This window comes from Myroides sp. TSA_177.3, from assembly GCF_052691955.1.
Genome location: NZ_JBQZGD010000003.1, coordinates 139776 through 165592 on the forward strand (window position 1 = coordinate 139776; position 25817 = coordinate 165592).

Sequence of the window (25817 nt, forward strand, 5' to 3'; positions counted from 1 at the left end):
TCAAATTTACAATTAAAAGTTTAGATTTGAATTCCCTCTTTTTAGCTATAAATACAGCCATAAAAAAGAAAAAACAGGTGTGTTGATGTAAAAAACTAAACAGATAAATCTTGAATACACTGTTCTCGTATCGCCCAGATTTCAGTTATAGCATAGGGAATATCTTTATTTGCTTGAAGCCATTGAGTCATAAATTCTTGGTGAACTCGCACTTTATATGCTCCAATTTCATCAGCTTGTATCTCGTATTCGACCAATAAATCCGATTGAAAATCTGCTGGGGAAGCCCCCGTTCGCGTAAAGTCAAAACGCTGATTCTTGTATTTTAAATAAGTATGTGCTTCAGGAATATAATCGAGTTGGTATTGAGCCAAAGTATCGCCAACCAAAGGGGTATTTTGTCCGTTCATCTTAAATATCCCAAGAATTAATTGCAAGTCGGTATAGTCGTTTTCTTCAGCCACTTGTTTTAAAACCGCATGTTTGGTACTGCAAGTCCCTTTACCATCAGCAAAAAAGGAAAGTAAATCATCTTTATTGGCGTTTCGACCATAAGGTAAATCGCAAATATAAGCGGTAGCTGCTTGAAAAGTATAGATTCCGATATGGAGAAATGCTTCCGATATCACTCCTTTGGGTTGAATATCAAAATTAAATAATGTATTCATTGGCTTGGGTTTATTATTCTCAATGATGTTCCTTCACCCATTGTTGAAAATGGTCCACATAAGTTTTGCCGATGGGAATAATTTTATCGTTGATAAAAATTCGATTGCGCTCAATCGTATCGATCTGATCCAAACGAACAATATACGATTTATGAACCCGCATAAAATCATCGGCAGGCAATTTCTTTTCTAATTCGAGAAACGTATCGAGGATAATGATTTTTTCTTGTCTTAAATTTAAGCACAAATAGTCTTTTAATCCTTCGACAAAAAGTAAATCTTTTAAAAATATTTTAATTAGTTTCCCATCCGTTTTGACAAATAAGAAATCGGCTTCTCCTTTAACTGGTGGCGCTGAGAGAGCTGGAGCACTTGGTTGAACAACAGGTTGAAAATATTCTTTTGCCTTTTGAACACTCTTGTAAAAACGCTCAAACGAAATGGGTTTCAACAAATAATCTAACACTTGATATTCATATCCTTTTAAAGCATATTCGCTATAAGCAGATGTGACAATATACTTGGTTCGATTGCCTAAAATATCCATGATTTGCAACCCTGTCAATTCAGGCATTTGAATGTCGATGAACAACAGATCAATCGTTTCTTCTTCAAACAGTTTCAAAGCTTCCAAGGCTGAAGTACTGGAACCAACCAACAACAATTGAGGAATCTTTTTAGCGTATTCCGACAAAAGTGAAATCGCCATGGGTTCATCATCTAAAATAAAACAGCGGATTTGATTCATAATTCAATCGTTAGGTTACAAAAATACGACGTTTCCGTTTGTTTAATCGTCAAGGTATGTTGCGATGGAAAATGCAAAGCTAATCGCTTTTTTATATTCTCTATTCCAATTCCTCGCTGCTTATCTTTTTGATAACTATTCACTTTATTACTCGATTCAAAAACTAGGGTATGCTCGTTTTGAGTAATGGTAATTAAAAAAGGATAATTTGGATCCGTTACCTCCCCGTGTTTAAAAGCATTTTCAACAAAAGGCAACAATAAAAGTGGCGGAATTTGCAATTGAGGTTGTTGAATTTCTTTTTTTATTTTAATATACTTCTCACCTTGTATTCGCATACACTCCAACTCAATATAATTCTCAATATACTCGATTTCCGCTTCTAAGGATACTGTTTGTTGTTGACTTTCATAAGTTACATAACGCATCAAATGGCTTAATTTTTCAATCGCACTCAACGCTAAATCCGATTTTTGATACACTAAATAATAAATATTATTCATGGTATTAAAGATAAAGTGTGGATTAACTTGAGACTTTAAAAAATTAATTTCCGCCTGTGTTTTCAATTGCACAGCTTCTGTTTTTTCCTTTTGGGATTGGACAAACTGCACAATCAACCAAATGGTAATCGAGGGAATAATACAAAGACTCGCAAAGTATAAATTGTCAACAATATAAAACGAAGCAGGTAAAACGGGACTATAATTAGTAAATCCAAAAAAGAGATTCAAGAGATATTCTTCCACAAAATAACGCAATCCAATAAAAAGACTATAAATCAAAACGACTCCCAATATAATGCGTCCAAATTTTTTGGATCCAATGAATTTTGGAATTACATACCAATAATTAAAATAAAAAACAATGGCGCTTAGCAACGTAAAAACGATAGGGTAAAATCGAAATACAGCCTGTTCACTCTCTTCTCTCCAAAAAGCAAATTCAAATTGCAACGTATCATAATCAAAACGCGTGGCAGTGCGAAGAATAAAAATAACCCAAAACACAAGATGAATGGCACTAATTTGCTTCTTTGTCATAATTGATTTGCTAAAACACGCATTAAAGGTACAGGTAAAAACAAAACGAAAAGCTATTCTTCGACGAATGTCGTAAAATATCCGACCAACTTCTCATCGGAAAAAGACATTCGTTGGTCTAAAAAAAAACACCAGGTAACAGCGCCTTCGCATATTTGTCCCAAACAAATAAACATGAAATACAGCATCCTCTTTTTTTTAATTTCTTTTTTCTCATTTAGTCAAACTGTTCAAGTAACAGGGCAGATTTATGAAGGAGAGCAACCTACTGAATTTACAACCGTACGGTTCATCAATAAACAATCACAAGAACTCGTTCAAACCTATACGGAAGACCTCGGTCGTTTTACCCTCGCCCTAGCACCAGCTTCCTACCAATTGACGCTACACCAATACAACCAAGAAGTCTATCAATTGGATCTTGAACTTACCCAAGATACTGACTTAGGTAAGATTAGCATTGAGACGAATAAACTTCTAGAAGAAGTGCAAATTGTTGCGCAGAAACGTTTAGTAGAACGCAAAATTGATCGTTTGGTTTTTAATCTAGAATCTGCGGTAGTCGGTACAGGTGGCAATGCATTAGAAGCTTTAAAAGTAACCCCTGGCGTTCAGGTTTCTCCGTCTGGTATTTCCATTGTTGGAAAAAATCAGGTGTTGGTATTAATTGACGATCGACCAACCTATTTATCAGGAGATGAACTTACCCGTTATTTAGAAAGCATCAGTAGTGCTGATTTAAAAAGTATTGAAGTGATTACTACCCCTCCAGCTAAATATGAAGCGGAAGGAAATAGTGGTATCATCAATATTGTAACTAAAAAAACACCCAAAGACACCTGGAATGCAACGATAGGTTCTACTTATCAACGTGGCAAGCGAAATACGCTGCGTTATAATGCAGGGTTTAATCTAAACCAAAAAAGATGGAAAGCCAAAGCAACAGCAAATTTTGGCGATGCACGCTTTCTTCGAACTTGGAGTAATGATTTATTCTATACAGATGAAACTTGGGAAAGCAGAGCGACAACTGATGGTAAAAATAACTACCACAACCTCAATTTTGATCTCTCGTACCAATGGAGTAAAAACTGGGAGATGGGAATTAAATTGGCTAAAAACAACTATGATTTCAAAGGAATTATGGAAGGTAAAACCACGCGTTTAAATCTAAATGGGGTTCATTCTTATATTACAGAAGATTCCAAGGAACAATCCAAATCAGACCGCTTTATTCTATCCTACTTTAATGAAATTAAACTAGATACTTTAGGAAAAAAATTGACGTTAGATTTAGATTATATCAGCAGTGATCAGCCGAGTTTCAGAAATTTCACCTCTGAAACCCTCAATCCTTTGCATCAAAGTATTCCCAACAGTTTGCTACAAGGAGGAAATGACAATCAAAATACAATTGACAATTATATCGGAAAATTAGATGTAGATCTGCCCTTTCAAGGTTTTACTTTTAATGTGGGAGCAAAAATTGCTACTTCAAAAACAAAAAATAAATTGCTGATTTACAATTCAACTCTTCCTTCTGGCGTGCAAAACAACCAATTTGATTATACCGAAAACAATCAGGCTGTTTATGTTTCAGGTACTAAATCTTGGTTAGACGCCTTGACGCTTCAAGCAGGTTTACGCGTAGAAGCCACCCAAACGAAAGGATATGCCTCAGCATTAGATCAAACCAATAGAAATAACTATGTCAAGTTTTTCCCGACGCTTTATATCCAATATCAATTGAAAGAAGACCAAACGTTGGGATTCAATTATGCGAGGCGAATTAATCGACCTAATTTTGAGAGCTTAAACCCTACGCGCTCTACGTACAATGCGTACAGCTATCACGAGGGAAATCCCTTCTTAAAACCGGCCTATACCACTAATTTAGAATTTATTTATACCTATAAAAAATTAGAATCAAAGTTGTACTACAGCCAAATGAAAGATGGTATTTCACAAGTCTCTCAGATTGATGCCGAAACTAAAAACTACAATTACATTTGGATGAATTATGTAGATGTAAAAGAAATTGGTTTGTCAGAAAGTATCTATTTTAAGCCTACGTCCTGGTGGAACAGCTCGAATGAATTCACCTTGACTTACTCTTCTGCAGTCCCAGTTTTAGAAAATGAAGAACGAGTAAAGGGAACAGCGGCTTATTTTTCAACCTCCAATGATTTTATTTTGAATACTGCCCAAACGTTATTTGCAGGATTTAATTATACTCAGAGTTTTAAAGGAGTATCAGATAATTTTCATTCTAAGGCGTATGCAGATTTAAACTTGAATGTAAAATATCTCTTAGTCGACAAAAAACTGGAATTGTCCCTTCAATTGAGCAATGTGTTAAACAGCGTGTATTCCACATATAAAGAAACGACAGAAGCCATGCAGCGCTTTCAAAATAATTGGGACAATCGTGCGATTCGCTTCTCAGCGAGTTATAAACTAGGGCATAGCACCTTGAAAGTAAAGCAAAGAGCCAATGCATACGAAGAAGAACTAGGAAGAATGTAATCTTATCTTCTTCTTGTGTGATATAGAGGTAATAAAAAGAAAGACAATGCACCTAAAACAACAACGATAGCCGTTTGTGTTGTCCACAGAATCCAGCCAAAGGCGGTTCCTGCAACAGTAGAAATATGGTACAAGACCAATAACTCTGCTAATAGTAAGGGGAAAGCTCCAAAACCGCCATTGGTAAAGGATACGGCAAAACTTCCCGCCACAAAAGCCGACATAATCATCGGAAAGGTCAATACACTCGTTTCTGCTAAGGCCAACGTACCAAAGTAAAACGTAGCGATATACCCAAACCAGATAACTAACGTAAAGAATAAGAACTCCACTTTCCTAGGCATTTTAAAAATGCTATTTACTCCCTCAACCAACCCTTTAAGCTTCTGTTTAACAAAAGTAATGGGCTTCCAGGTTACATACATAAATACAACCACCACAAGTGCAAATCCTACAATAGCTAGAAGTCCTAACCACATCAATTGATCTACGGGAACATACTGCAACAAAAAATCCTTGAGTACTTCATACTGCAAAATAAGCGCAGTAAATACACAAAGTAACAAGCAAATTAAATCAACTACGCGTTCAGAAACAATACTTCCAAAACTCTTGTCGAAGGGAATCTGCTGGTATTTTTGCAGTACTAATGCGCGAGAAACTTCTCCAGAACGAGGCACCGTAAGATTCATGAGATACCCAATGTTGATCGCCATGAAATTCGTCGCAGTTGAAGAGGTATACCCCATGTAATTCAAGGCGTATTTCCAGCGATGTGCACGAGCCCAAAGACTGATAATAGAAAAGATTGAAGCGATGATAATATAGCTGTAATCCGCACCTTTAAAGTGCATCACCATCTCTTCAATCTGTTCTTTTGTAAATTTAGCAAAAGCGTAATAAACTAAAAAAACTCCCAACGCAAGTGGGAGTATAATTGATATGAGTTTATTAACGGTTTTCTTCAATATGCTGAATTAAGTTAGACTATTGTTTTCTTCATTTGGAAAAACAATAGAAGGTCTAAATGTTTTAGCTTCCTCAAAATCCATTATTCCATACGAAATAATGATAACGATATCCCCTTGGTGTACCTTACGAGCTGCTGGCCCATTTAAAGTAATTTCCCCGCTATTACGAGGACCAGGAATCGCATATGTTTCAAAGCGTTCTCCATTGTTGATATTCACAATAGAAACTTTTTCACCCTCAATCATATTGGCTGCTTCCAATAGAGCTTCATCTATGGTAATACTTCCAATATAATGTAAATCGGCACCTGTTACGGTTACACGATGAATTTTTGATTTTACTACTTCAACTTGCATGTCGCGATAGTTTAGTTAAAAGATAAATTGTCAATTAATCGAACCCCTTCAATATGCGCTACAAGGAAACCTCTATATTTATGTCCTGCCTGTTTAGCAGTAGCCACCTTTAGCGTCTCCTCATCCGCAATTGTAAAGTATTCGAGGTCAAAGGTAGAATTATTTTTAAATTGAGACTCAACAAATTGATTAACTTTTTCAATCGATTCCGTTTTAAACAATTCTTGTGCTTGTTTCAAAACTTGATATAAAAAGGTTGATTGCTGCAATCCCGTTGTAGAAATACGTTCATTTCTAGAGCTCATTGCTAATCCATCTGTCGCTCTAAAGATCGGAACACCGACAATTGTAACTGGTACTTGTTCTTTTTCAACCAATTTTCGGATGATTTGGAGTTGTTGAAAATCCTTCTCTCCAAAATAAGCTTTTGTCGGCTCAACCAAGTCAAAAAGTTTTTTGACAATTGTGCCAACACCATCAAAATGTCCAGGTCGTTGTGCCCCCTCCATTTCGAATTCTAATCCGTCATAATCGAACTTTTTAGCTACCGTTTCACCCGCGTAAATTTCCTCTACAGAAGGTGAAAAAACAACAATTTGTTCTGATAGTGAGCGGATAATCTCTAAATCTCGCTCTAAAGTTCGAGGATATTTTGCTAAATCTTCTGCATTATTGAACTGCGTAGGATTAACAAAGATACTAACTACTGTACAACCATTTTCTTGTAAGGATTGTTCCATCAAAGAAAGGTGTCCACGGTGTATAGCCCCCATTGTAGGCACTAAACCAATTGATTGGTTTGCCTTGTGAAAAGTCTCCAAATAAGCTTGTAATTCGACTTTTGTATGAAAAAGAAACATCTGCTTCGCGTTTTAAATAATGGCAAAATTAGTTAATTCGAGAAATAACTCCATAAAATTTCGTAAATTTGCACAGTTTTATTTATTTCAACAGAAACTATTTTTGAAGATGAAAGATAAGAGGATATTGTACGTATCATCTGAAGTGGTACCTTATTTAGCAGAAAATGAAGTTTCATTAATGTCTTATGATGCGCCTAAAATGATTAATGAACAGGGAGGGCAAATAAGAATTTTTATGCCGAAATACGGTAGCATCAATGAAAGAAGACATCAATTACATGAAGTAATCCGCCTATCGGGGATGAATCTTGTCGTAAATGATATGGATATGCCTTTGATTATCAAGGTGGCTTCTATACCGAAAGAGCGAATTCAGGTTTACTTCATTGATAACGATGAATACTTTAAAAGAAAATCAACGTTTTCGGACGAGGATGGCGTTCTTTACCCAGATAATGATGAGAGAGCTATTTTCTTTACGAAAGGTGTTATAGAGACAATTAAAAAATTAAACTGGGTTCCGGATATCATCCACGTACAAGGTTGGATGGCTTCGCTATTGCCAACTTATTTGAAAAATTACTATAAAGATGAAGCGATTTTTGCTGACACAAAAATTGTTACTTCTATTTTTGATGAAGGATTTGAAGGCGCTTTAAGCGCATCTATGCATACCAAAGTTGCCTTTGACAACTTGCCAAAAGAAGATATTGCTGATTTCGAAAAAGCAACGTATCACAACATAATGGTTAATGCGGTTAAGAATTCTGATGGAGTGATTCTTGCGTCTAAGAACATCCCTTTAGATTTAACAAAATATATAGAATCTTCTAATAAACCTTTCTTACCTTACGCTACTAAAGAAGCATTTGCTGAGGCATATACTACTTTTTATAACCAATTTTTATAATACTAACGCATATATTCGATTTAGTAGATGAATTATAAAAGCATCGTAAAAACATTCGTAATTCTAGCAAGTATGGCTAGTTTACAATCATGTGACAAAGATTTCAGTGAAGTTGGAGGAGATATCATCGGAGATAACAACTTAAATATTGACACTTATCAAGTTCAAAATATAACAGCTTACACACAACCTTATGGTGCTTTGAGTACCAAAAATTTACCTAACGTTCCTTTTGGATCAATTGACAATGGTGAATTTGGTCGAACAAACAGCAGTTTTGTAACACAAGTATTATCCTCATCTACTTCTTTTGATTTGATGAAGAGCCATGCGGTTATTGACTCTGTTTATGTTTATATTCCCTACTATGCGCAATATGACAAGGTAGAAGATGAAATTACGTATTACAAATTATTAAACGTAACAGGAGATGGAAGCTTCAATTTAGAAGTATACGAGAACGGATACTATCTTAACAATGTAAATCCTGGTACAGGAAAAGATTTAGAATATTTTTCTGATGCTACAGCGCAGTTTGAACAATTTAAGAAGCCAACCCTTCTAAATAATTCAAACGACACCAAGCAGAATACTGATTTTTCATTTACTAAGAGAAACATTATCATTTACAAAAGAGATGATAAAGGGAATATCATATATGATGAAAAGACAAATAAACCAACTGAACAGGAACGATTAGCTCCTGGAGTATGGTTAGACTTAAACAAGGATTATTTCAAAAAATTCGTAGACAATACAGATCTTTACAAAGATCAATCTCAGTTTAAAAACCACTTCCGCGGTTTGTATTTCAAAGCTACAGGAAATAGTTCAATAGGCGCTTTAGGCTTATTGAATATTGCTCAAGGTAAAATGGTGATTAAATACCACCAAGAAATTGAAGAAACAAATAACGAAGGAGAAAAAATCAAGAAAACACAACGTTTAAGTATCACACTTCCATTCACGAAAGATGCTGTAAGTGATGGTTCATTCGATTCTCATATCAATGTCAGTTTAACTACTAATGAAGGGAATACGCATACGCAAGAAGGAGACAAAACCAACGGAGATCCATTCTTATATATCAAAGGAAGCGAAGGAAATGTTGCCGTTATTGATTTATTCAGCGCAAATGGTTTTGAAGAATTAAAAGCTCTTAAAGAGAAAGAATACTTAATTAACGATGCAATTCTAACTGTTCATGTCGATCAAACAACCATGAACAAGAATCAAATTCCTCAGCGTTTATATTTATATAACTACGACAATGGAACGCCTATTTCTGATTTCTTGAATGACAATAGTGCCAATGCAGATTACAGCAAATTGGTATATGGAGGAATTTACCAAACAGCAAATGAAGAGACTAAGATAAAAGGAGACTTTTACAAATTTAGAATCACAGAATATATTCGCGCACTATTAAAAAATAAAGAATTAAAAAGTCCAAAATTAGCAATTGCTGCAACCTATAATTACAACGATGCTTTATTAAACACTGTGACTAAAGGAATCAATAGTAAATTAAAGACAGAAATACCTAACACACCTGAAAACGTAACTTACGTGCCTACACTGTCGGCAGCATACCCTATGGGTACCGTAGTTTACGGAACGAATACTAACTCAGACAAAAAAATGACACTGCAAATATTTTATACTAAAACTAAAAACTAATTATTTATGTGTGGAATCGTTGGATACATAGGGCATAGAGATGCATATCCGGTAATCATCAAAGGACTAACTAGACTAGAATATCGTGGATACGATAGTGCTGGATTAGCTGTTTTTGATGGAGAAACGATTAATCTTTGCAAAACAAAAGGAAAAGTTGCTGATTTAGAAGAAAAAGCTACAGATGCAATTAAGAAAGGGACAATAGGAATTGGTCATACACGTTGGGCAACACACGGTGTACCTAATGATGTAAATTCACACCCTCATTTTTCCAACTCAGGTGAATTAGTCATTATACACAATGGAATCATTGAAAATTATGATTCCTTAAAACAAGAATTAATCAAACGCGGTTATATCTTTCATTCAGAAACAGATACCGAAGTATTAATTAACTTGATAGAAGACGTTCAAAAAACGCAAAAAGTAAAACTAGGAAAAGCGGTTCAAATTGCATTAAACCAAGTTATTGGAGCATATGCAATTGCTGTAATGGATATTAAAAAACCCAATGAAATTGTAGCGGCTCGTTTAGGTAGCCCTTTAGCGATTGGAATTGGTGAAAATGAATACTTCATTACCTCTGACGCTTCACCTTTTATTGAATACACGAATAATGCTATCTATTTAGAAGATGAGGAAATGGCTATTATTCGCTTACATAAGCCATTAAATATTCGCAAAATCAAAGATGACTCTTTGGTTAATCACTATGCTCAAGAGCTACAATTAAACTTAGAGCAAATTGAGAAAAACGGATACGATCACTTCATGTTGAAAGAGATTTACGAACAACCAGACGTAATCCGCGATACATTTAGAGGGCGTTTACTTGCTGATCAGGGCTTAATTAAAATGGCGGGTATCGAAGATAACCTAGATAAATTCCTCAATGCAAAACGCATCATTATCGTTGCTTGTGGAACATCTTGGCACGCTGGGTTAGTAGCAGAATACATCATTGAGGAGTTTGCAAGAATCCCAGTTGAAGTAGAATATGCTTCTGAATTCCGCTACAGAAATCCAATCATCAGTAGTGATGATGTCATCATTGCTATCTCTCAATCAGGAGAAACAGCAGACACCTTAGCTGCAATTAAATTAGCAAAAACCAAAGGTGCTTTCGTTTTTGGTGTTTGTAATGTGGTAGGATCTTCTATATCTAGAGAAACACACGCAGGTGCTTATACACATGCTGGTCCAGAAATTGGAGTTGCATCAACTAAAGCATTCACTACGCAAATCACAGTACTAACTTTAATTGCTTTGCGCTTAGCTAAATCCAAAGGATCTTTATCTAATTCAGAGTATTTAAAATATTTACACGAATTAGAATTAATTCCTGAACGCGTAAAAGAAGCATTAGTACAAAACCAAGAAGTTTTAAAGATTGCAGAAGTCTATAAAGACGCTACAAACTGTTTATATCTTGGAAGAGGGTACAACTATCCAGTTGCCTTAGAAGGAGCTTTAAAACTAAAGGAAATATCATACATCCATGCAGAAGGTTATCCAGCTGCAGAGATGAAACACGGTCCAATTGCATTAATTGACGAGCACATGCCTGTTATTGTAATTGCACCCGATCAAATGCACTATGACAAAGTGGTAAGTAACATCCAAGAAATTAAAGCGCGCAGTGGAAAAATCATTGCCGTTGTAACCAAAGGAGACAGACAAGTGAGAGAATTAGCGGATCACGTAATTGAAGTACCAGGTATTTCAGAAGCGTTAACCCCTATTTTAACAACAATTCCACTACAATTATTGTCATATCACATTGCAGTTTTAAGAGAGTGTAACGTTGACCAGCCTCGTAATTTAGCGAAGTCGGTAACGGTTGAATAACGATAAAATGCGAACCCAAATCGGGCTCGCATTTTTTTATATATAAATAAATTTTTAATCATTTTCATATTAAGAGAAAAAAACTATCTTTGCACTCTGAAAAAGTAGTTTTTTTCACTAAACGTAAATAGCTGTTAAATAAATACATAAGCAATGTCTAAAGTTACAGGAAAAGTTGCGCAAGTTATCGGACCAGTAGTTGACGTAGTCTTCAACACTGAGAATGCCGAACTTCCAAAAATTTATGATTCATTAGAAATCACTAAACCAGATGGTTCTAAATTAGTACTTGAAGTACAATCACACATTGGAGAAGATACAGTTCGTACAATTTCAATGGACTCAACAGACGGATTAAGTAGAGGTTACGCAGTAGCTGCTACAGGATCTCCTATCCAAGTTCCAGTTGGAAAAGAGGTATTTGGTAGATTGTTTAATGTTGTTGGAGACGCTATTGACGGTCTTGGTAACTTACCAAAAGCAGGAGCGAACGGATTACCAATCCACAGACCTGCACCGAAATTCGAAGATTTATCTACATCTACAGAAGTATTATTCACTGGAATTAAAGTAATCGATTTAATTGAGCCTTATGCAAAAGGGGGTAAAATTGGATTATTCGGTGGAGCTGGAGTAGGTAAAACAGTATTGATTCAAGAGTTAATTAACAATATCGCAAAAGGTCACGGTGGACTTTCTGTATTCGCAGGAGTTGGAGAGCGTACACGTGAAGGAAACGACTTACTACGTGAGATGTTAGAGTCAGGAATTATCAAATATGGTGATGACTTTATGCACTCTATGGAAAATGGAGGTTGGGACTTATCAAAAGTTGACCGTGAATTAATGAAAGACTCAAAATGTACTTTCTTATTCGGTCAGATGAATGAGCCACCAGGAGCACGTGCACGTGTTGCCTTATCAGGATTAACAATTGCTGAGTTCTTCCGTGATGGTGCTGGAGACGACCAAGGAAAAGACGTACTTTTCTTCGTTGACAACATCTTCCGTTTTACACAAGCAGGATCTGAGGTATCAGCGTTATTAGGACGTATGCCATCAGCAGTAGGATACCAACCAACATTAGCAACAGAAATGGGTGCAATGCAAGAGCGTATTACATCTACTACAAAAGGATCTATTACATCAGTTCAGGCGGTTTATGTACCTGCGGATGACTTAACTGACCCGGCGCCAGCTACAACTTTCGCCCACTTAGATGCTACAACAGTATTGTCTCGTAAAATTGCTGAGTTAGGTATTTACCCTGCAGTAGATCCATTAGATTCTACTTCTCGTATCTTATCTCCAGAAATTTTAGGAAATGAGCACTACGCTTGTGCACAACGTGTAAAAGAAATCTTACAGAAATACAAAGAATTACAAGATATTATTGCAATTTTAGGTATGGAAGAGTTATCTGAAGAAGATAAATTAGCAGTACACAGAGCACGTCGTGTTCAACGTTTCTTATCTCAACCATTCCACGTTGCTGAGCAATTTACAGGTATCCCAGGAGTTCTTGTAGATATTAAAGATACAATCAAAGGTTTCAATATGATTATTGATGGTGAATTAGACCATTTACCAGAGGCAGCTTTCAACTTAAAAGGTTCAATCGAAGAAGCGATTGCAGCTGGAGAGAAAATGCTTGCTGAAGTTTAATAATCACTTAAAAAACAACTATTATGAGATTAGAAATTGTATCACCTGAAGCGACCTTATTTGCTGGAGAAGTTACTTCTGTATCGGTTCCAGGTGTTAATGGTGAGTTTCAAATGTTAAACAATCACGCGGCTATTGTCTCTTTATTGACAAAAGGAAACGTGAAGTTTACAGGAACTAACATTTCTATTAAAGAACCATTTAATTCAAAGTTCGTTAAAGTTAGCAACGATACTTACCACTTACCTATCAATATGGGTACAGTTGAATTAAGTGATAACAAGATTATTATTTTAGCTAATTAATTAGCGAATAACCCATAAAAAAAGCCCGATTCCAACGAATCGGGCTTTTTTATTATAGATCTTAATTAACGGACATCTTTTTTCTTGTGTTTTAGCCTATTATTACAACCCTTAGTAAGTTTATATAAAGTTACTATGAAGCAATCAAATAAGCCCTATAAAACTAAAAAAGGGAGCCTAAAACAGCTCCCAATCTAATATTATATGATCTTACTTAAAAAGCAATATTAATTCACCTATCTACTTAAAGAACGAAGTGTTTTTACTGTTTTTTGAACACGATCTACATATATAGTAGGTTTTCCTTGCGACCTCACAGAAGTAACTCCTCTTACTGCTTGAGTATTGCTATTATCAAAATATTTCGTTTTTCCGTTATAACTTAAAGTAAATGGCCCTTCTCCTAAACTAGGTGCTGATGCTCTATAAGTACCAACATATACATCATCATCAAGGAGAGCTCCAAACGAAAATCCAATATTCTCTCTAGTCAAAGCCAATACATTATTGTGCTGTACTACTCCAGCCATAAAAGCTTTCGCATTATTTAAATTAGGTCTTTCATAAGTGAAACTTCCTTCACCAAGACTCTCAGCTGGAGTAACAAACATTATAACTGCAATTCTTCCACCCGTATCAGCTACTTCGGCTGCTTCTAATTGCCATTGCGCTTCAAAAACAGTTCCTGCTTCATCTTTTGGCTCAATTCCTTTAAAAAACAAGGTGCTGTTTTTTACATCAAAAGTACGTCCATTAAATGTGAAGCTATTAGAAGCTTTACGTTTTGCCTTAAGTGTAACCTCTACTACATTACTCTCATCTTCTTCACGAATAGCATGTAATTTATAAGTCCCTTCTTCGTCAAAAGCAATTTCAAATACTCCATTTTCAGATTTAATCGCTGTAGCTGTTCCGTTTTTGTATAAAAGAGCATTTGAAACCGCCACACCTGTTCTATCTTTAATATTTAATTTAAATACTTCATCTGCATAAAGTTCATCAGCATCCCCATCTAAAGTCATTATTAGTTCAGCTACTTTATCTTTTACCGTAATAACTAATCCATCACTATCTTTATATCCCTCACTTTTAGCAATCACTTTAAAATTTCCAACTGCCTTAAAAACATAATCATACTCAATTTGAGTCCCATCTGTCAAGTAGATACCAGCATTTGTAATAGAAATCCCTTCTTGATCTGTTACAGTAAAGCTAATTTTCTTGCCTACTCCCACATCAGTTAGTCCGCTAACAGTCTTGATGATCAATTTTTTACTACCTTCAACAACTTTAATAGTCAACACATTACTATCATTATAGCCACTTTTCTTAGCCACTACGTTAAATTCTCCTACCTCATTAAAGGTATATGGATTTTTAACTTCAGTATCATTTACATAAAAACTAACCCCTGCTTTAACCTCTGCCACGTCCTCTCCTTCTTCAGCCATTACAGTAAACTTGACTGCCGTTCCTTGTGCAATTCCACCTTCAACAGCATCTGAAAAAAGCGCTAATACCTTTTGCCCTCCGCCTTTACTATCATCACTACTGCACGCAGTTCCTAGCACTACTAAGCTAGTCATCATAAAAAATAGTACTAATTTTTTCATAAATATTTCTTTAAATTTTGTTATCAAACTAATAGTCTAAAATAACAACATTTTATTAAAATAAAAAAATTATATAAAATAAAATATAAAAAACAAAGAACATCCACATTTTAAGACAAATCAACCATTAGTACTAAATAACAAAAAGTACTGGGCAATATATTTGCTCCTATTAAAAACTAATTAAAATTATTTAGTTTTAGAATCACAAGTATAAGGCAACACACATTAACCCAATAAAAAAAAGCCTTACAAGAAATCTTATAAGGCCTATATCTTATTTTACAGTTATAACGTAACCTTCGCTAGCACGATATCCCCATTTTTCTGCTACCACCTTAAATCTTCCTCGCATATTTGCACGCCATGGATTACTTATAATCACATCATCTGAAATCATCAGAGTAGCATCTACTATACTAAAATCATCATTGTCACGAACATCAAAATAAATCACTTCATTAAAAGAATAGTCAGTCCTTCCGTCACGAGTCTCTACATGTAAACGACGCTCTTCAGAACCATTTCCATCATCCTCTCCAGGATTCTTCTTATCCACCACATTTAGGACAACTGGATAACTATCCTTATATCCTCTCGCTTTACCAACTACTTTATATTCTCCTTTGTCATAAAAGATAAAAGATTGGCCCCGCTCTACTCCATTAACAAAATAACTCACTTCGCCATCAAAACGAATCAAATCATTATCCTTTTCCACATAAGGAACAATATAAACTTCCTCTCCTATTTCCAAAGTATTACTCCCAACATTAGGAACAATAACTAATTGTTCAAGTTGCACCTCTTTATTATCATCACTGCTACAAGCCGTGCCTAATAATGCCAGACTTGTTAGCACCAAAAAAAGTAAAAAATTTTTCATAAATATTTGTTTAAATTTTGTTAGTAAAATTCTTTCAAAGATAATATTATTTACAAATCAACAATACATTTACAAAAAAAACAGCATAGACACATTAAAAACTAAAAAATAAGCAAATAATTTACGCAAAAATCTAAACAAAAAAACAGGAAGGAGACTAGATTATGAAAATTATAAATCCGATTTTTCACTACCTCCAGTACAGCCCGGATTAATTACAGGCAATAAAAAAAGCCTTACAAGATATCTTGTAAGGCTTTTTTTATTTGCTCCCCCTCTTGGGCTCGAACCAAGGACCCTCTGATTAACAGTCAGATGCTCTAACCAACTGAGCTAAGGAGGAAGGTATTTTATACCTACCTAAAGGTTACACGTTTAAAGCTTTTGCTTTGCTCCCCCTCTTGGGCTCGAACCAAGGACCCTCTGATTAACAGTCAGATGCTCTAACCAACTGAGCTAAGGAGGAAGGTGTGTTACCTTTATTGCGATGCAAATATAGTGTGTTTTCTGCTTTCTGCAAATATTTTATACAAAAAAACTTACTTTTTTCAGCTCTCTCCTTTGAGTGTAGGCAATCCCAAACGATAACGAGTTGCTATCAAACGAATTACAAAAACAGAGGCTGCAGTAGAAATTTGAACAATTACGGCATCTAAACCGATAGCTTGTAGCATATAGTAAATAAACACTCCAAAAATACATGCTAATGCATACCATTCTTGTCGAAAAATAGCCGGAATCTCATTGATTAAGATATCGCGAATCATACCTCCTACAACACCCGTTATTGTTGCCATAATAACGACTACCCAAAAAGGATATCCCAGTGCTAATGTCTTTTCAGCTCCTACCACCACGAATAACCCTAATCCAATACTATCAAACCATAGAAACGTATTATTTAAACGAATCAACTTCTGCGGAAACATAATCACGAGCATCAAGGCAACAATGGTACACCAGATATAGACACTAGTAAGCATCCAAAAGGGAGTAACCCCCAATAATATATCTCGTAAGGTACCTCCTCCAGTTGCGGTAACAAACCCAACCACAAAAGCTCCGAACCAATCCACATTCTTAGCAGAAGCTAAACGAATTCCCGAAATAGCAAACGCAATAGTTCCAAAAAATTCAATCACATCGACAAACTTAATTGCCAACCAAAACTCCACAAAGGTGTCCATTAACTCATTCATAGACCAAACCGTATTTCACGCTATTACTTAATTACAACGGTCTTCTTATTGACAAAAGCAAGCAATCCTTCTACCGACATTTCTCTTCCTATTCCTGAAAATTTATTCCCGCCAAAAGGCACACGAGGATCAGAGATGACCATTTCGTTAATAAAGACTGCGCCATCATCAAATAGATGTACCCATTTTTTTAACTCCTCAATATCTTTGCCAAAAATAGACACTCCTAAACCAAAACGAGAATCATTGCTCAAGGCTATTGCTTCTTCAATAGTCTCAAATCCAACTACTACCGCTAAAGGGCCAAAAGTTTCTTGAGTAAAAGCGGGCATTTGATCCGTAACATCCGTTAAAACTGTAGGCTCAAACCAATTCTTATCGCGCTTTCCTCCACAAACTACATGAGCACCCAGGCGAACTGATTCATTTAAGATTGTTTCTAGCTCAATTGCAAGATCTTCTCTTGCCATGAGACCTATTCCTGTAGAAAGATTCATGACGTCTCCCTGCTTTAGTTTTTTGGCTTCTTTGGCTAATCGCGTTGTAAATTCTTCACGCAAAGATTCATGTACTAAGAAACGCTTAGCAGCTATACAACTTTGTCCTGTATTCTGAAAACGCGCATTTACGGCCAGTGGAATAATCTCATCCAAATTAACATCCGCTGTCACAATAAAAGCATTGCTTCCACCTAATTCTAACAACACGGGTTTAATTAAACTCCCTGCTTTCTGTGCCACCGCACTTCCTGCAGGTTCACTTCCCGTAAGGGATACGCCTTTTACCGCAGGATGTTCAATGACTTCCTCCACTTCTTTTCCTGGTAGTGTCAAGTTGAAATAAACTTGCTCAAAGCCTTCTACAGCAAAGCACGATTCTAATGCCTTCGCCGAAAAAGGCACATTGCTCGCATGCTTAAGCAAAACGGTATTCCCAGCTAATAAGGTGGGAATAGCAAAGCGAAATACTTGCCAAAACGGATAATTCCAAGGCATTACGCCTAAGATAACCCCCATCGGATCATGTACAATATAAGTTTCAGACCATTTCGTTTGGATGTGACGTCCTTGCAAAATCTCCTTGCCTTCTTCGATATAATAATCAATCAGGGTTGCACTTTTTTCTACTTCAGCAATCGCTTGGCTCAAGGGCTTAAACATATCTTGCGTAATCACCGCACCATAACGCTCTTTGTTAAGCAACAGCTTTTCTTTTACTTTTTTGAGGTATTCTATGCGTTCCTCCAAGGCAATTTTGCTCCATCTTTGATAAGCACTTTCTGCCTGTTCTATTCTAATTTCTACTTCTTTTTTCATATTAATGCGTCTTTTATCTCCTAAATTTACAACATCATCTACACTAATCTTACTTCTTACTAAAAAAAAGACAAGATTCTTTTTCAAATTCACTTTTAATCTGCTCCACAGAAAAAAAATCTATACAGCGATCAAATTTAGAAAAGTCATCCTTTCAATATAACGCTTATCTTTGTAGAAACAAATTATACAATCATGGATAAAAATGTAAAACTCTTAGCCTTCGGACTCGTACTTTTTGCTTTAAGCTTGATTTTAAAAGCTACACAAATCATCACCACGGGAATCAGCACCGCAGTTATCTTAATTGGATTCGCTTTTATCGTTGTTGCTTTGTATCATTTAGTGTTCACAAAACTGCGCAAGAAATAGGGTAATTGTTACCGGTGGACAGTTGACAGTGAACGGTTTTATTAAGCACGAGATACGTAGTCTTGCCAAAATAAAAACATAAAAAAACAGCAATAAGCTACTGCTTATCACTGTTTCTGTATCTATACATGAACTACTCTTTTCAAAGTAGTTTGCGTTCTATTTCTTTAAAACTTTACTTAGGTTTTCAAGCATTACTTCCGTCATAGAAGATAAGTCATACTTATGTTTCCAGTTCCAATCTTGTTGTGCACGGCTATCGTCAATACTCGCTGGCCAGCTGTCTGCAATAGCTTGACGGAAATCTGGTTCATAAGCAATTGTAAAATCAGGAATATGTTTCGTAATCTCTGCAGCAATTTCTTCAGGGGTAAATGAAATTCCACCTAAATTGTATGAAGAGCGAATTTTAATTGATTCTTTTGGTGCTTGCATGATTCCCACTGTAGCGTCTAAAGCATCATCCATATACATCATTGGCAATCTTGTTTGCTCTGATAGGAAACAGTTGTAGTGTTTATCTTCAATTGCTTTATAAAAAATATCCACTGCATAATCAGTTGTTCCACCACCTGGAGGAGTTGTCCATGAAATCAAACCTGGGTAACGGATACTGCGTACATCTACTCCGTATTTATTGAAGTAATACTCACACCAACGCTCTCCAGTTTGTTTAGAGATTCCATATACTGTACTTGGTTCCATTACCGTATACTGCGGAGTATTCTCTCTTGGAGTAGTTGGTCCAAATACAGCGATTGAAGATGGCCAAAATATTTTTTTAATTTTTCCTTCTTTCGCTAAGTTTAAAACGTGAAATAGAGAGTTCATGTTTAATTCCCAAGCAAAAGCTGGATTTTTCTCTGCAGTTGCAGAAAGCAAAGCAGCCATTAAATAAACCTCCTCTACTTGATGCTTCTCAATCACCTGCGCAACGGCATCAAACTCCATTGCATTGACAATTTCAAAAGGTCCTGAGCTCATCAAAGCTTCATTTCCTTCTCTAATATCTGAAGCGATAACATTCTCATTTCCATAGATACCACGCAACTTTAACGTAAGTTCAGAGCCAATTTGTCCACAAGCTCCAATAATTAATATTTTGGTTCCCATTTGTTTTGTATTTAGTTGCACAAATATAGCCGTTGCTAGACAATAAATCAACGTAAAAAAGGACATTTCTATCAGAGAACAAATAAAATATTGCCTTATTCTGCTATCAATTGGTTGAAATTCGCTATGGTTTATCGCAAAGCAAGTCGAATAAATTCAATAACATTCGTAAATTTGAGGTTTGAAATTCAAGGATATGAAAAACATTTGGACGATTATACTGTTGGTACTGAGTTTGAATCTTACTTCTTGTAAGAAAGAAGTGGATCAAAGTGCCATAGAGCAAACCAAATTACAACAATACAACGATAGTGTATTTACGCATTTAATGAAAGAATGGAAGTTTAAAATTCCTAAAGCTTCAAAAGAGCTAACTCCCATTCTCGAAGATTGGAAAGCGTGGACAAATCTAATCAATGAATTAAAATTACGCCCTGTATCAACGATTGGTGCTTTCCAAAAAAAGGCAGTTACCCTTAGTGAAATAGCAGAAAATCTTCCGTACCAAGGATATCCTTCTGCTTTAGATACTCCGGATATCAAAATCAGATACTCAACGCTACTGACTGCCTTCCAGAATCTGGATATGTATATCAATTTAGATCCTGTTAATATCGAAAAAGTCGATGAGTGGCTTGACAATATTCAGCTTAGCTTGGATGATATTGTGCGTATGATGGACGAAAATTTAGTTCGTCAAAACTATGCAAAAGAAGCAGGAGAAGATGCGATGTTGGAAGAAATGGAAGAATTTAGAAATGATATGCGAAAAGCAAATCCCGAAGAAGAATTAGAATAACCTATGGAATTAAAACAATATTTTAATGAGGCTGTACAAACCCAACAAGTTGTACAAGATTTATTAAATAGTCGACAACCCATACTTTTTAAAGGTATACTAGGATCTGCCCTATCTTTTCAGCTGGAGAGTCTCTTTCGTCAGACTGAACTTCCCTTTTTATTAGTTTTCAACGACAAAGAAGAAGCGGCATACTACCTCAATGATTTAGAACACTTAATCAACAAGCAGGACGTACTCTTCTACCCAGGATCATATCGCCGTCCCTATCAAATTGAAGAAACGGACAATGCGAATGTCCTCTTGCGTGCAGAAGTATTAAATCGCATTAGCTCTCGCAAAAAACCAGCAATTATTGTTTCTTATGCGGAAGCTATTTTTGAGAAAGTAGTTACCAAGAAGGTATTAGAAAAAAATACGTTAAAAGTACAGGTTGGAGATCAGTTGTCGATTGATTTCGTAAATGAAACCCTGTTCGAATATAACTTCAAACGCGTAGACTTCGTTGCTGAACCTGGAGAGTTTTCTGTTCGCGGAGGAATCATCGATGTCTTTTCTTTTTCTAATGACAATCCGTATCGTATTGAATTTTTTGGGGATGAGATTGACAGTATTCGAACCTTCGATGTAGAAACGCAATTATCTGTTGATAAGCAGAAGAAAATCACCATTATTCCCAACGTTGAGAATAAATTCACTGCCGAAACAAGAGAAAGTTTCTTAGAATATGTTTCCGAAAAAACAGTTGTTTTCGCACAAAACACGGCTTTTATTGTGGATCAATTGAATCACAATTTTGAAAAAGCGCAGACCATTTTTGAAAAATTAAATAAAGAGCTCAAGTATTCTAATCCAAATGAGATGTTCCTTCATGGAGACACTTTTTTACGTCAGGCGGAATTATTCAATTACATTGAGCTCACAGATAGCAAACACATCACGCCTAAAAAACAGTATGTGTTTCACACCAAACCTCAACCGTCTTTCAATAAGCAATTTGATTTATTGGTACGCAACCTGAATGATAATTCAGATCATGGTTATACCAATTATTTATTCTGTGCCAATGAAAATCAAGCGCGTCGATTCAAGGATATTTTTGATGCCATGCGCGATGAAAACCAGCACCAAGTGGTACAACAATATAAAACTATTGTTACCCCTATTTATCAAGGTTTTATTGATGAAGAGAAGCAAATTGCCTGTTATACGGATCACCAAATTTTTGAGCGATACCACAAGTTTACTCTCAAAAATGGATACACCAAAAAACAGACCATTACGCTCAAAGAAATCTCTTCCCTTACCGTTGGGGATTATGTAACGCATATTGATCATGGGATTGGAAAATTTGGTGGGTTACAAAAAATTCAAGTAGAAGGCAAAACACAAGAGGCCATCAAATTAGTGTATGCGGATAATGATATTGTCTATGTGAGTATTCACTCTTTACACAAGATTGCCAAGTACAATGGAAAAGATGGTGCTGTTCCAAAAATTCACAAATTAGGTTCTTCTGCTTGGAAAAACTTAAAGACAAAAACGAAAGCACGAGTTAAAAACATTGCGTTTAACTTGATTCAATTATACGCCAAGCGACGAACACAAAAAGGGTTTGCTTGTGCGCCAGATAGCTATTTGCAACATGAGTTGGAAAGTTCGTTTATCTATGAAGATACGCCAGATCAATTAAAAGCGACACAGGAAGTAAAAGCCGATATGGAACTGGATCGTCCTATGGACCGTTTAGTTTGTGGAGATGTAGGATTTGGAAAAACAGAGGTTGCCATTCGAGCAGCCTTCAAAATGGTTGACAATGGCAAACAAGTTGCTATTCTTGTACCAACGACAATCTTAGCCTTTCAGCATTTTAAAACGTTTTCTGAGCGTTTGAAAGATATGCCTGTTCGCGTAAGCTATATTAATCGCTTCCGAACAGCCAAGCAAAAAAGCGACATCCTACGTGATTTGGAAGCCGGACAAATCGACATCATTATTGGAACGCATCAATTGGTAAACAAAAATGTGGTTTTCAAAGATTTAGGCTTACTTATCATTGATGAGGAACAGAAATTTGGTGTAGCTGTAAAAGATAAATTAAAGACGATTTCGGAGAATGTGGATACGCTTACTTTAACCGCAACCCCTATTCCGAGAACGCTTCAATTTTCATTGATGGCAGCACGTGATTTATCCGTTATCACGACACCTCCACCCAATCGTTATCCGATTGAAACGAATGTAGTAGGGTTTAATGAGGAGATTATACGCGATGCTGTTGCGTATGAATTGGAACGCGGCGGACAAGTGTATTTCATCAATAATCGCATTGAGAATATACGCGAAGTGGCGGGTATGATTCAACGTTTAGTTCCCGATGCCAAAGTGGGTGTTGGTCATGGGCAAATGGATGGCAAGAAGCTGGAGGAATTGATGCTCGCTTTCATGGATGGTGAATTTGATGTACTTGTCGCTACTACAATTATTGAAAGTGGTTTGGACGTTCCCAATGCCAATACGATTTTAATCAACAATGCGAATAATTTCGGTTTGTCTGATTTACATCAGATGCGTGGCCGCGTTGGGCGAAGCAATAAGAAAGCTTTCTGTTACTTCATCTGCCCTCCGTATTCTGCTATGACGGAAGAAGCACGCAAGCGAATCCAAGCTTTAGAGCAGTTTAGCGACCTAGGTAGTGGATTCAATATTGCAATGAAAGATTTAGAAATTCGAGGAGCTGGAGATATTTTAGGTGGTGAACAAAGTGGTTTCATCAATGAGATTGGTTTTGAAACCTACCAAAAAATCATGCAAGAGGCGATTGAAGAATTAAAAGAAAATGAATTCAAAGATTTATACCTCGAAGATAAAAAAGAAGAAAACAAGGTATTTGTACGCGATTGTCAAATTGATACTGATTTTGAAATCTTATTTCCAGATGAGTATGTCAACAATATTTCAGAACGTCTCAACTTATACAATGAATTGAGCACCATTGCTACAGAACCCGTATTAAAAGCATACGAACAACGCTTGATTGACCGTTTTGGACCTCTTCCAAGACAAGCGGTTGCGCTTTTAGACAGTTTGCGCATCAAATGGCATGCTAGTAACCTTGGGATTGAGAAAGTGATCTTAAAACAAGGCAAAATGATTTGCTATTTTATTGGCGATCAAAAATCGGGATACTATACTTCTCCTAAGTTTAGACAAGTCTTGACCTTTGTACAACAAAGTTCTCACGTATGTAAAATGCGAGAAAAAGAAACGAAAAATGGCTTGCGCTTGATGTTGTCTTTTGAACAAGTCAAATCGATTAAAAAAGCGTTGGAATATTTAGCGGGAATTGATGAAATGGGTTAGGAGTTATGGGTTAAGGTTATGGGTTAAGAGTTAGGGGTTATGGGTTAAGAGTTAGGGGTTGTGAGTTAGGGGTTGTGAGTTAGGGGTTGTGAGTTAGGGGTTATGAGTTAGGGGTTATGAGTTAGGGGTTATGAGTTAGGGGTTATGAGTTAGGGGTTATGAGTTAGGGGTTAAATAGTTAGGAGTTAAGAGTTAGGGGCTATGGGGCTATGGGGTTATGGGATGAACAAAGAGCAAATCTCACAAAGCACAAACCCCACAAAGCACAAACCTCACAAAGAGCAAACCTCACTTAATACAAATGAATTAGGTTGTGAGTGAAGGTTATGGGTGAATGAAAAGAGGGTGAGGTCAGAAGGTTTCTAATTAAATCAGAGTTCCTTCTTTAATCGATAAATCTTACAACTTCACGAAAAAGCAAAAAGGCCTCTTGCAAAAAACAAACTGTGGGTTAGACACTGATTTAATATTTAATAAACTCCTCCATATTTCCATTCCGCTTATCACACCCAGTATGTCGCCCTGAGGCTACGAAGGGTCGCATCCAGCGCTCACAGCATGCTGGACGAAATAGCTAGCGTTGAGTGACGGATGCGATCCCTCCTTCGTCGGGATGACATACTGGGTGTGAATGGTGAGATTGTGAAGTGGTGAGACGATGAGGTAAGTTATCCAGCTAAAGATAATTATTCTTCTTTAATCGACAATTCTCACGATTTTGCAAAAAAACAACTTCACAAAAAGCAAACCTCACAAAGAGCAAACCTCACAAAAAGCACAAACCTCACAAAAAGCACAAACCTCACAAAACACAAACAAATAGCCATTCGCCTCTAGTTATATTTCTTCTTTTTAGGTTATTTTCGCGTCAAATTATTTTAATTTATGCTAACTCAACCTATACTAACACTCCGAAATCTATTTCTCGGACTTTTCTTTTTTAGCTGTATTTCTCCTGCTTTATCACAAGAGAATCACACTGTTTACATCAATCTTGGCGGACAAGGTATTGAAACTTCCTACAAATATAGACTCACGTATGATATTCATGTAGAAGCATTTTTAGGATTAGGCCCTGGTTATCAATTAGAAAAAGACAAGGGGTATACTGTAGAATATGATTTTATTCCTTTTGCAAAAACCAATTTAAAATGGCATTTTGTCAATGAAGAGGAAAGAAAGTTCTACCTCGGTACGCAAGCCAAATACTCCTTTGGAAAGGTAACAGATGAAAGTTTTAATAAAATATTACTTACAGAATTACATGTCGGTCATGAAGAACGCATCACAAAACGATTGTTACTTAATACACACGTAGGTGGTGGATATATACAAGATTTTGACGTTCAACGAGGTGAATTTATCTTTACTTTCGGAGTAACACTTAAATATGCTATTTTGAGTAGGAAATAAGAAATGGGTTAAGGGTTGTGAGTTAAGGGTTGTGAGTTAAGGGTTAGGGGTTATGAGTTAGGGGTTGTTATAAGTTAAGGGATGAGCAAACCTCACAAAGCACAAACCTCACAAAGCACAAACCTCACAAAGCACAAACCTCACAAAGAGCAAACC

At 36.2% G+C, this 25817-nt stretch carries 21 protein-coding genes and 2 tRNA genes; 10 read left to right on the top strand and 13 right to left on the bottom strand.

Annotation, left to right across the window (positions count from 1 at the left end):
• Positions 1 to 95: 95 nt before the first annotated feature.
• Genes ACUTSE_RS04475 through ACUTSE_RS04485 form a run of 3 tightly spaced genes read right to left on the bottom strand, consistent with a single transcriptional unit; the run spans position 96 to position 2459 of the window.
• Positions 96 to 668, bottom strand: coding sequence for a hypothetical protein (locus ACUTSE_RS04475; RefSeq protein ID WP_445639402.1), 573 nt, complete (start codon positions 666 to 668; stop codon positions 96 to 98).
• A 19-nt stretch (positions 669 to 687) separates the two neighbouring features.
• Positions 688 to 1416, bottom strand: a complete 729-nt coding sequence (locus tag ACUTSE_RS04480) for a LytR/AlgR family response regulator transcription factor (RefSeq protein WP_445639403.1) — start codon at positions 1414 to 1416, stop codon at positions 688 to 690.
• The gene (locus ACUTSE_RS04485; protein ID WP_445639404.1) at positions 1413 to 2459 is read right to left on the bottom strand and encodes a sensor histidine kinase; all 1047 of its coding nucleotides are present in this window, start codon (positions 2457 to 2459) and stop codon (positions 1413 to 1415) included. Before ACUTSE_RS04485 ends, ACUTSE_RS04480 begins: the two co-directional genes overlap by 4 nt.
• 174 nt (positions 2460 to 2633) lie before the next feature.
• Here ACUTSE_RS04485 and ACUTSE_RS04490 point away from each other — a divergent pair, with 174 nt between their 5' ends.
• Positions 2634 to 4985, top strand: a complete 2352-nt coding sequence (locus tag ACUTSE_RS04490) for a TonB-dependent receptor domain-containing protein (protein ID WP_445639405.1) — start codon at positions 2634 to 2636, stop codon at positions 4983 to 4985.
• Positions 4986 to 4987: 2 nt separating this feature from the next.
• Here ACUTSE_RS04490 and ACUTSE_RS04495 read toward each other — a convergent pair whose 3' ends face one another.
• From ACUTSE_RS04495 to panC, 3 genes are read right to left on the bottom strand one after another with little or no spacing between them, the layout of a single operon-like run.
• Positions 4988 to 5905, bottom strand: coding sequence for a lysylphosphatidylglycerol synthase transmembrane domain-containing protein (locus ACUTSE_RS04495; protein ID WP_445639406.1), 918 nt, complete (start codon positions 5903 to 5905; stop codon positions 4988 to 4990).
• Between the two features lie 57 nt (positions 5906 to 5962).
• Positions 5963 to 6313, bottom strand: a complete 351-nt coding sequence (gene panD, locus ACUTSE_RS04500) for an aspartate 1-decarboxylase (protein WP_002989232.1) — start codon at positions 6311 to 6313, stop codon at positions 5963 to 5965.
• An 11-nt stretch (positions 6314 to 6324) separates the two neighbouring features.
• Positions 6325 to 7173, bottom strand: a complete 849-nt coding sequence (gene panC / locus ACUTSE_RS04505) for a pantoate--beta-alanine ligase (protein ID WP_445639407.1) — start codon at positions 7171 to 7173, stop codon at positions 6325 to 6327.
• 109 nt (positions 7174 to 7282) lie between these two features.
• Between panC and ACUTSE_RS04510 the strand changes: the two genes are divergently transcribed.
• The 5 genes from ACUTSE_RS04510 (at position 7283) to ACUTSE_RS04530 (ending at position 13587) form a co-directional block, all read left to right on the top strand.
• Positions 7283 to 8086, top strand: a complete 804-nt coding sequence (locus ACUTSE_RS04510; protein WP_445639408.1) for a glycogen/starch synthase — start codon at positions 7283 to 7285, stop codon at positions 8084 to 8086.
• A 72-nt stretch (positions 8087 to 8158) separates the two neighbouring features.
• Entirely contained in the window at positions 8159 to 9766 is a 1608-nt protein-coding gene (locus ACUTSE_RS04515; RefSeq protein WP_445639409.1) for a DUF4270 domain-containing protein, read from the top strand.
• A 6-nt stretch (positions 9767 to 9772) separates the two neighbouring features.
• A complete protein-coding gene (glmS, locus tag ACUTSE_RS04520) occupies positions 9773 to 11617 on the top strand; it encodes a glutamine--fructose-6-phosphate transaminase (isomerizing) (RefSeq protein WP_445639410.1) in 1845 nt (614 codons plus the stop codon).
• A gap of 153 nt (positions 11618 to 11770) precedes the next feature.
• The gene (gene atpD / locus ACUTSE_RS04525) at positions 11771 to 13282 is read left to right on the top strand and encodes a F0F1 ATP synthase subunit beta (RefSeq protein WP_115092254.1); all 1512 of its coding nucleotides are present in this window, start codon (positions 11771 to 11773) and stop codon (positions 13280 to 13282) included.
• 23 nt (positions 13283 to 13305) lie between these two features.
• Positions 13306 to 13587 (top strand): F0F1 ATP synthase subunit epsilon, encoded by a 282-nt coding sequence (locus ACUTSE_RS04530; protein ID WP_002989214.1) that lies wholly within the window; start codon positions 13306 to 13308, stop codon positions 13585 to 13587.
• Between the two features lie 236 nt (positions 13588 to 13823).
• Here ACUTSE_RS04530 and ACUTSE_RS04535 read toward each other — a convergent pair whose 3' ends face one another.
• From ACUTSE_RS04535 to ACUTSE_RS04560, 6 genes are all read right to left on the bottom strand, one after another.
• Positions 13824 to 15200 carry a hypothetical protein gene (locus ACUTSE_RS04535; RefSeq protein WP_445639411.1) on the bottom strand — a complete coding sequence of 459 codons (1377 nt, stop codon included), beginning with the start codon at positions 15198 to 15200 and terminating at the stop codon, positions 13824 to 13826.
• A 277-nt stretch (positions 15201 to 15477) separates the two neighbouring features.
• Positions 15478 to 16086 carry a hypothetical protein gene (locus ACUTSE_RS04540; RefSeq protein ID WP_445639412.1) on the bottom strand — a complete coding sequence of 203 codons (609 nt, stop codon included), beginning with the start codon at positions 16084 to 16086 and terminating at the stop codon, positions 15478 to 15480.
• A gap of 269 nt (positions 16087 to 16355) precedes the next feature.
• A tRNA-Asn gene (locus tag ACUTSE_RS04545) sits at positions 16356 to 16429 on the bottom strand.
• 49 nt (positions 16430 to 16478) lie between these two features.
• Positions 16479 to 16552: transfer RNA gene (locus ACUTSE_RS04550), tRNA-Asn, on the bottom strand.
• Between the two features lie 82 nt (positions 16553 to 16634).
• Positions 16635 to 17285 (bottom strand): trimeric intracellular cation channel family protein, encoded by a 651-nt coding sequence (locus ACUTSE_RS04555; RefSeq protein WP_002989212.1) that lies wholly within the window; start codon positions 17283 to 17285, stop codon positions 16635 to 16637.
• A gap of 23 nt (positions 17286 to 17308) precedes the next feature.
• Positions 17309 to 18601 carry an aldehyde dehydrogenase family protein gene (locus tag ACUTSE_RS04560; protein WP_445639413.1) on the bottom strand — a complete coding sequence of 431 codons (1293 nt, stop codon included), beginning with the start codon at positions 18599 to 18601 and terminating at the stop codon, positions 17309 to 17311.
• Positions 18602 to 18796: 195 nt separating this feature from the next.
• Between ACUTSE_RS04560 and ACUTSE_RS04565 the strand changes: the two genes are divergently transcribed.
• On the top strand, positions 18797 to 18973 hold the full coding sequence (locus tag ACUTSE_RS04565) for a hypothetical protein (protein ID WP_445639414.1): 177 nt from the start codon (positions 18797 to 18799) through the stop codon (positions 18971 to 18973).
• A 159-nt stretch (positions 18974 to 19132) separates the two neighbouring features.
• Here the strand turns inward: ACUTSE_RS04565 and ACUTSE_RS04570 are convergent, their stop codons facing one another.
• Positions 19133 to 20086 (bottom strand): NAD-dependent epimerase/dehydratase family protein, encoded by a 954-nt coding sequence (locus ACUTSE_RS04570; RefSeq protein ID WP_445639415.1) that lies wholly within the window; start codon positions 20084 to 20086, stop codon positions 19133 to 19135.
• Between the two features lie 196 nt (positions 20087 to 20282).
• On the opposite strand from ACUTSE_RS04570, the gene ACUTSE_RS04575 reads away from it, so the two are divergent.
• From ACUTSE_RS04575 to ACUTSE_RS04585, 3 genes are all read left to right on the top strand, one after another.
• A complete protein-coding gene (locus tag ACUTSE_RS04575) occupies positions 20283 to 20885 on the top strand; it encodes a hypothetical protein (protein WP_002989201.1) in 603 nt (200 codons plus the stop codon).
• 3 nt (positions 20886 to 20888) lie between these two features.
• On the top strand, positions 20889 to 24248 hold the full coding sequence (gene mfd, locus ACUTSE_RS04580) for a transcription-repair coupling factor (protein WP_445639416.1): 3360 nt from the start codon (positions 20889 to 20891) through the stop codon (positions 24246 to 24248).
• An 885-nt stretch (positions 24249 to 25133) separates the two neighbouring features.
• The gene (locus ACUTSE_RS04585) at positions 25134 to 25661 is read left to right on the top strand and encodes a hypothetical protein (protein ID WP_445639417.1); all 528 of its coding nucleotides are present in this window, start codon (positions 25134 to 25136) and stop codon (positions 25659 to 25661) included.
• Positions 25662 to 25817: the final 156 nt, after the last annotated feature.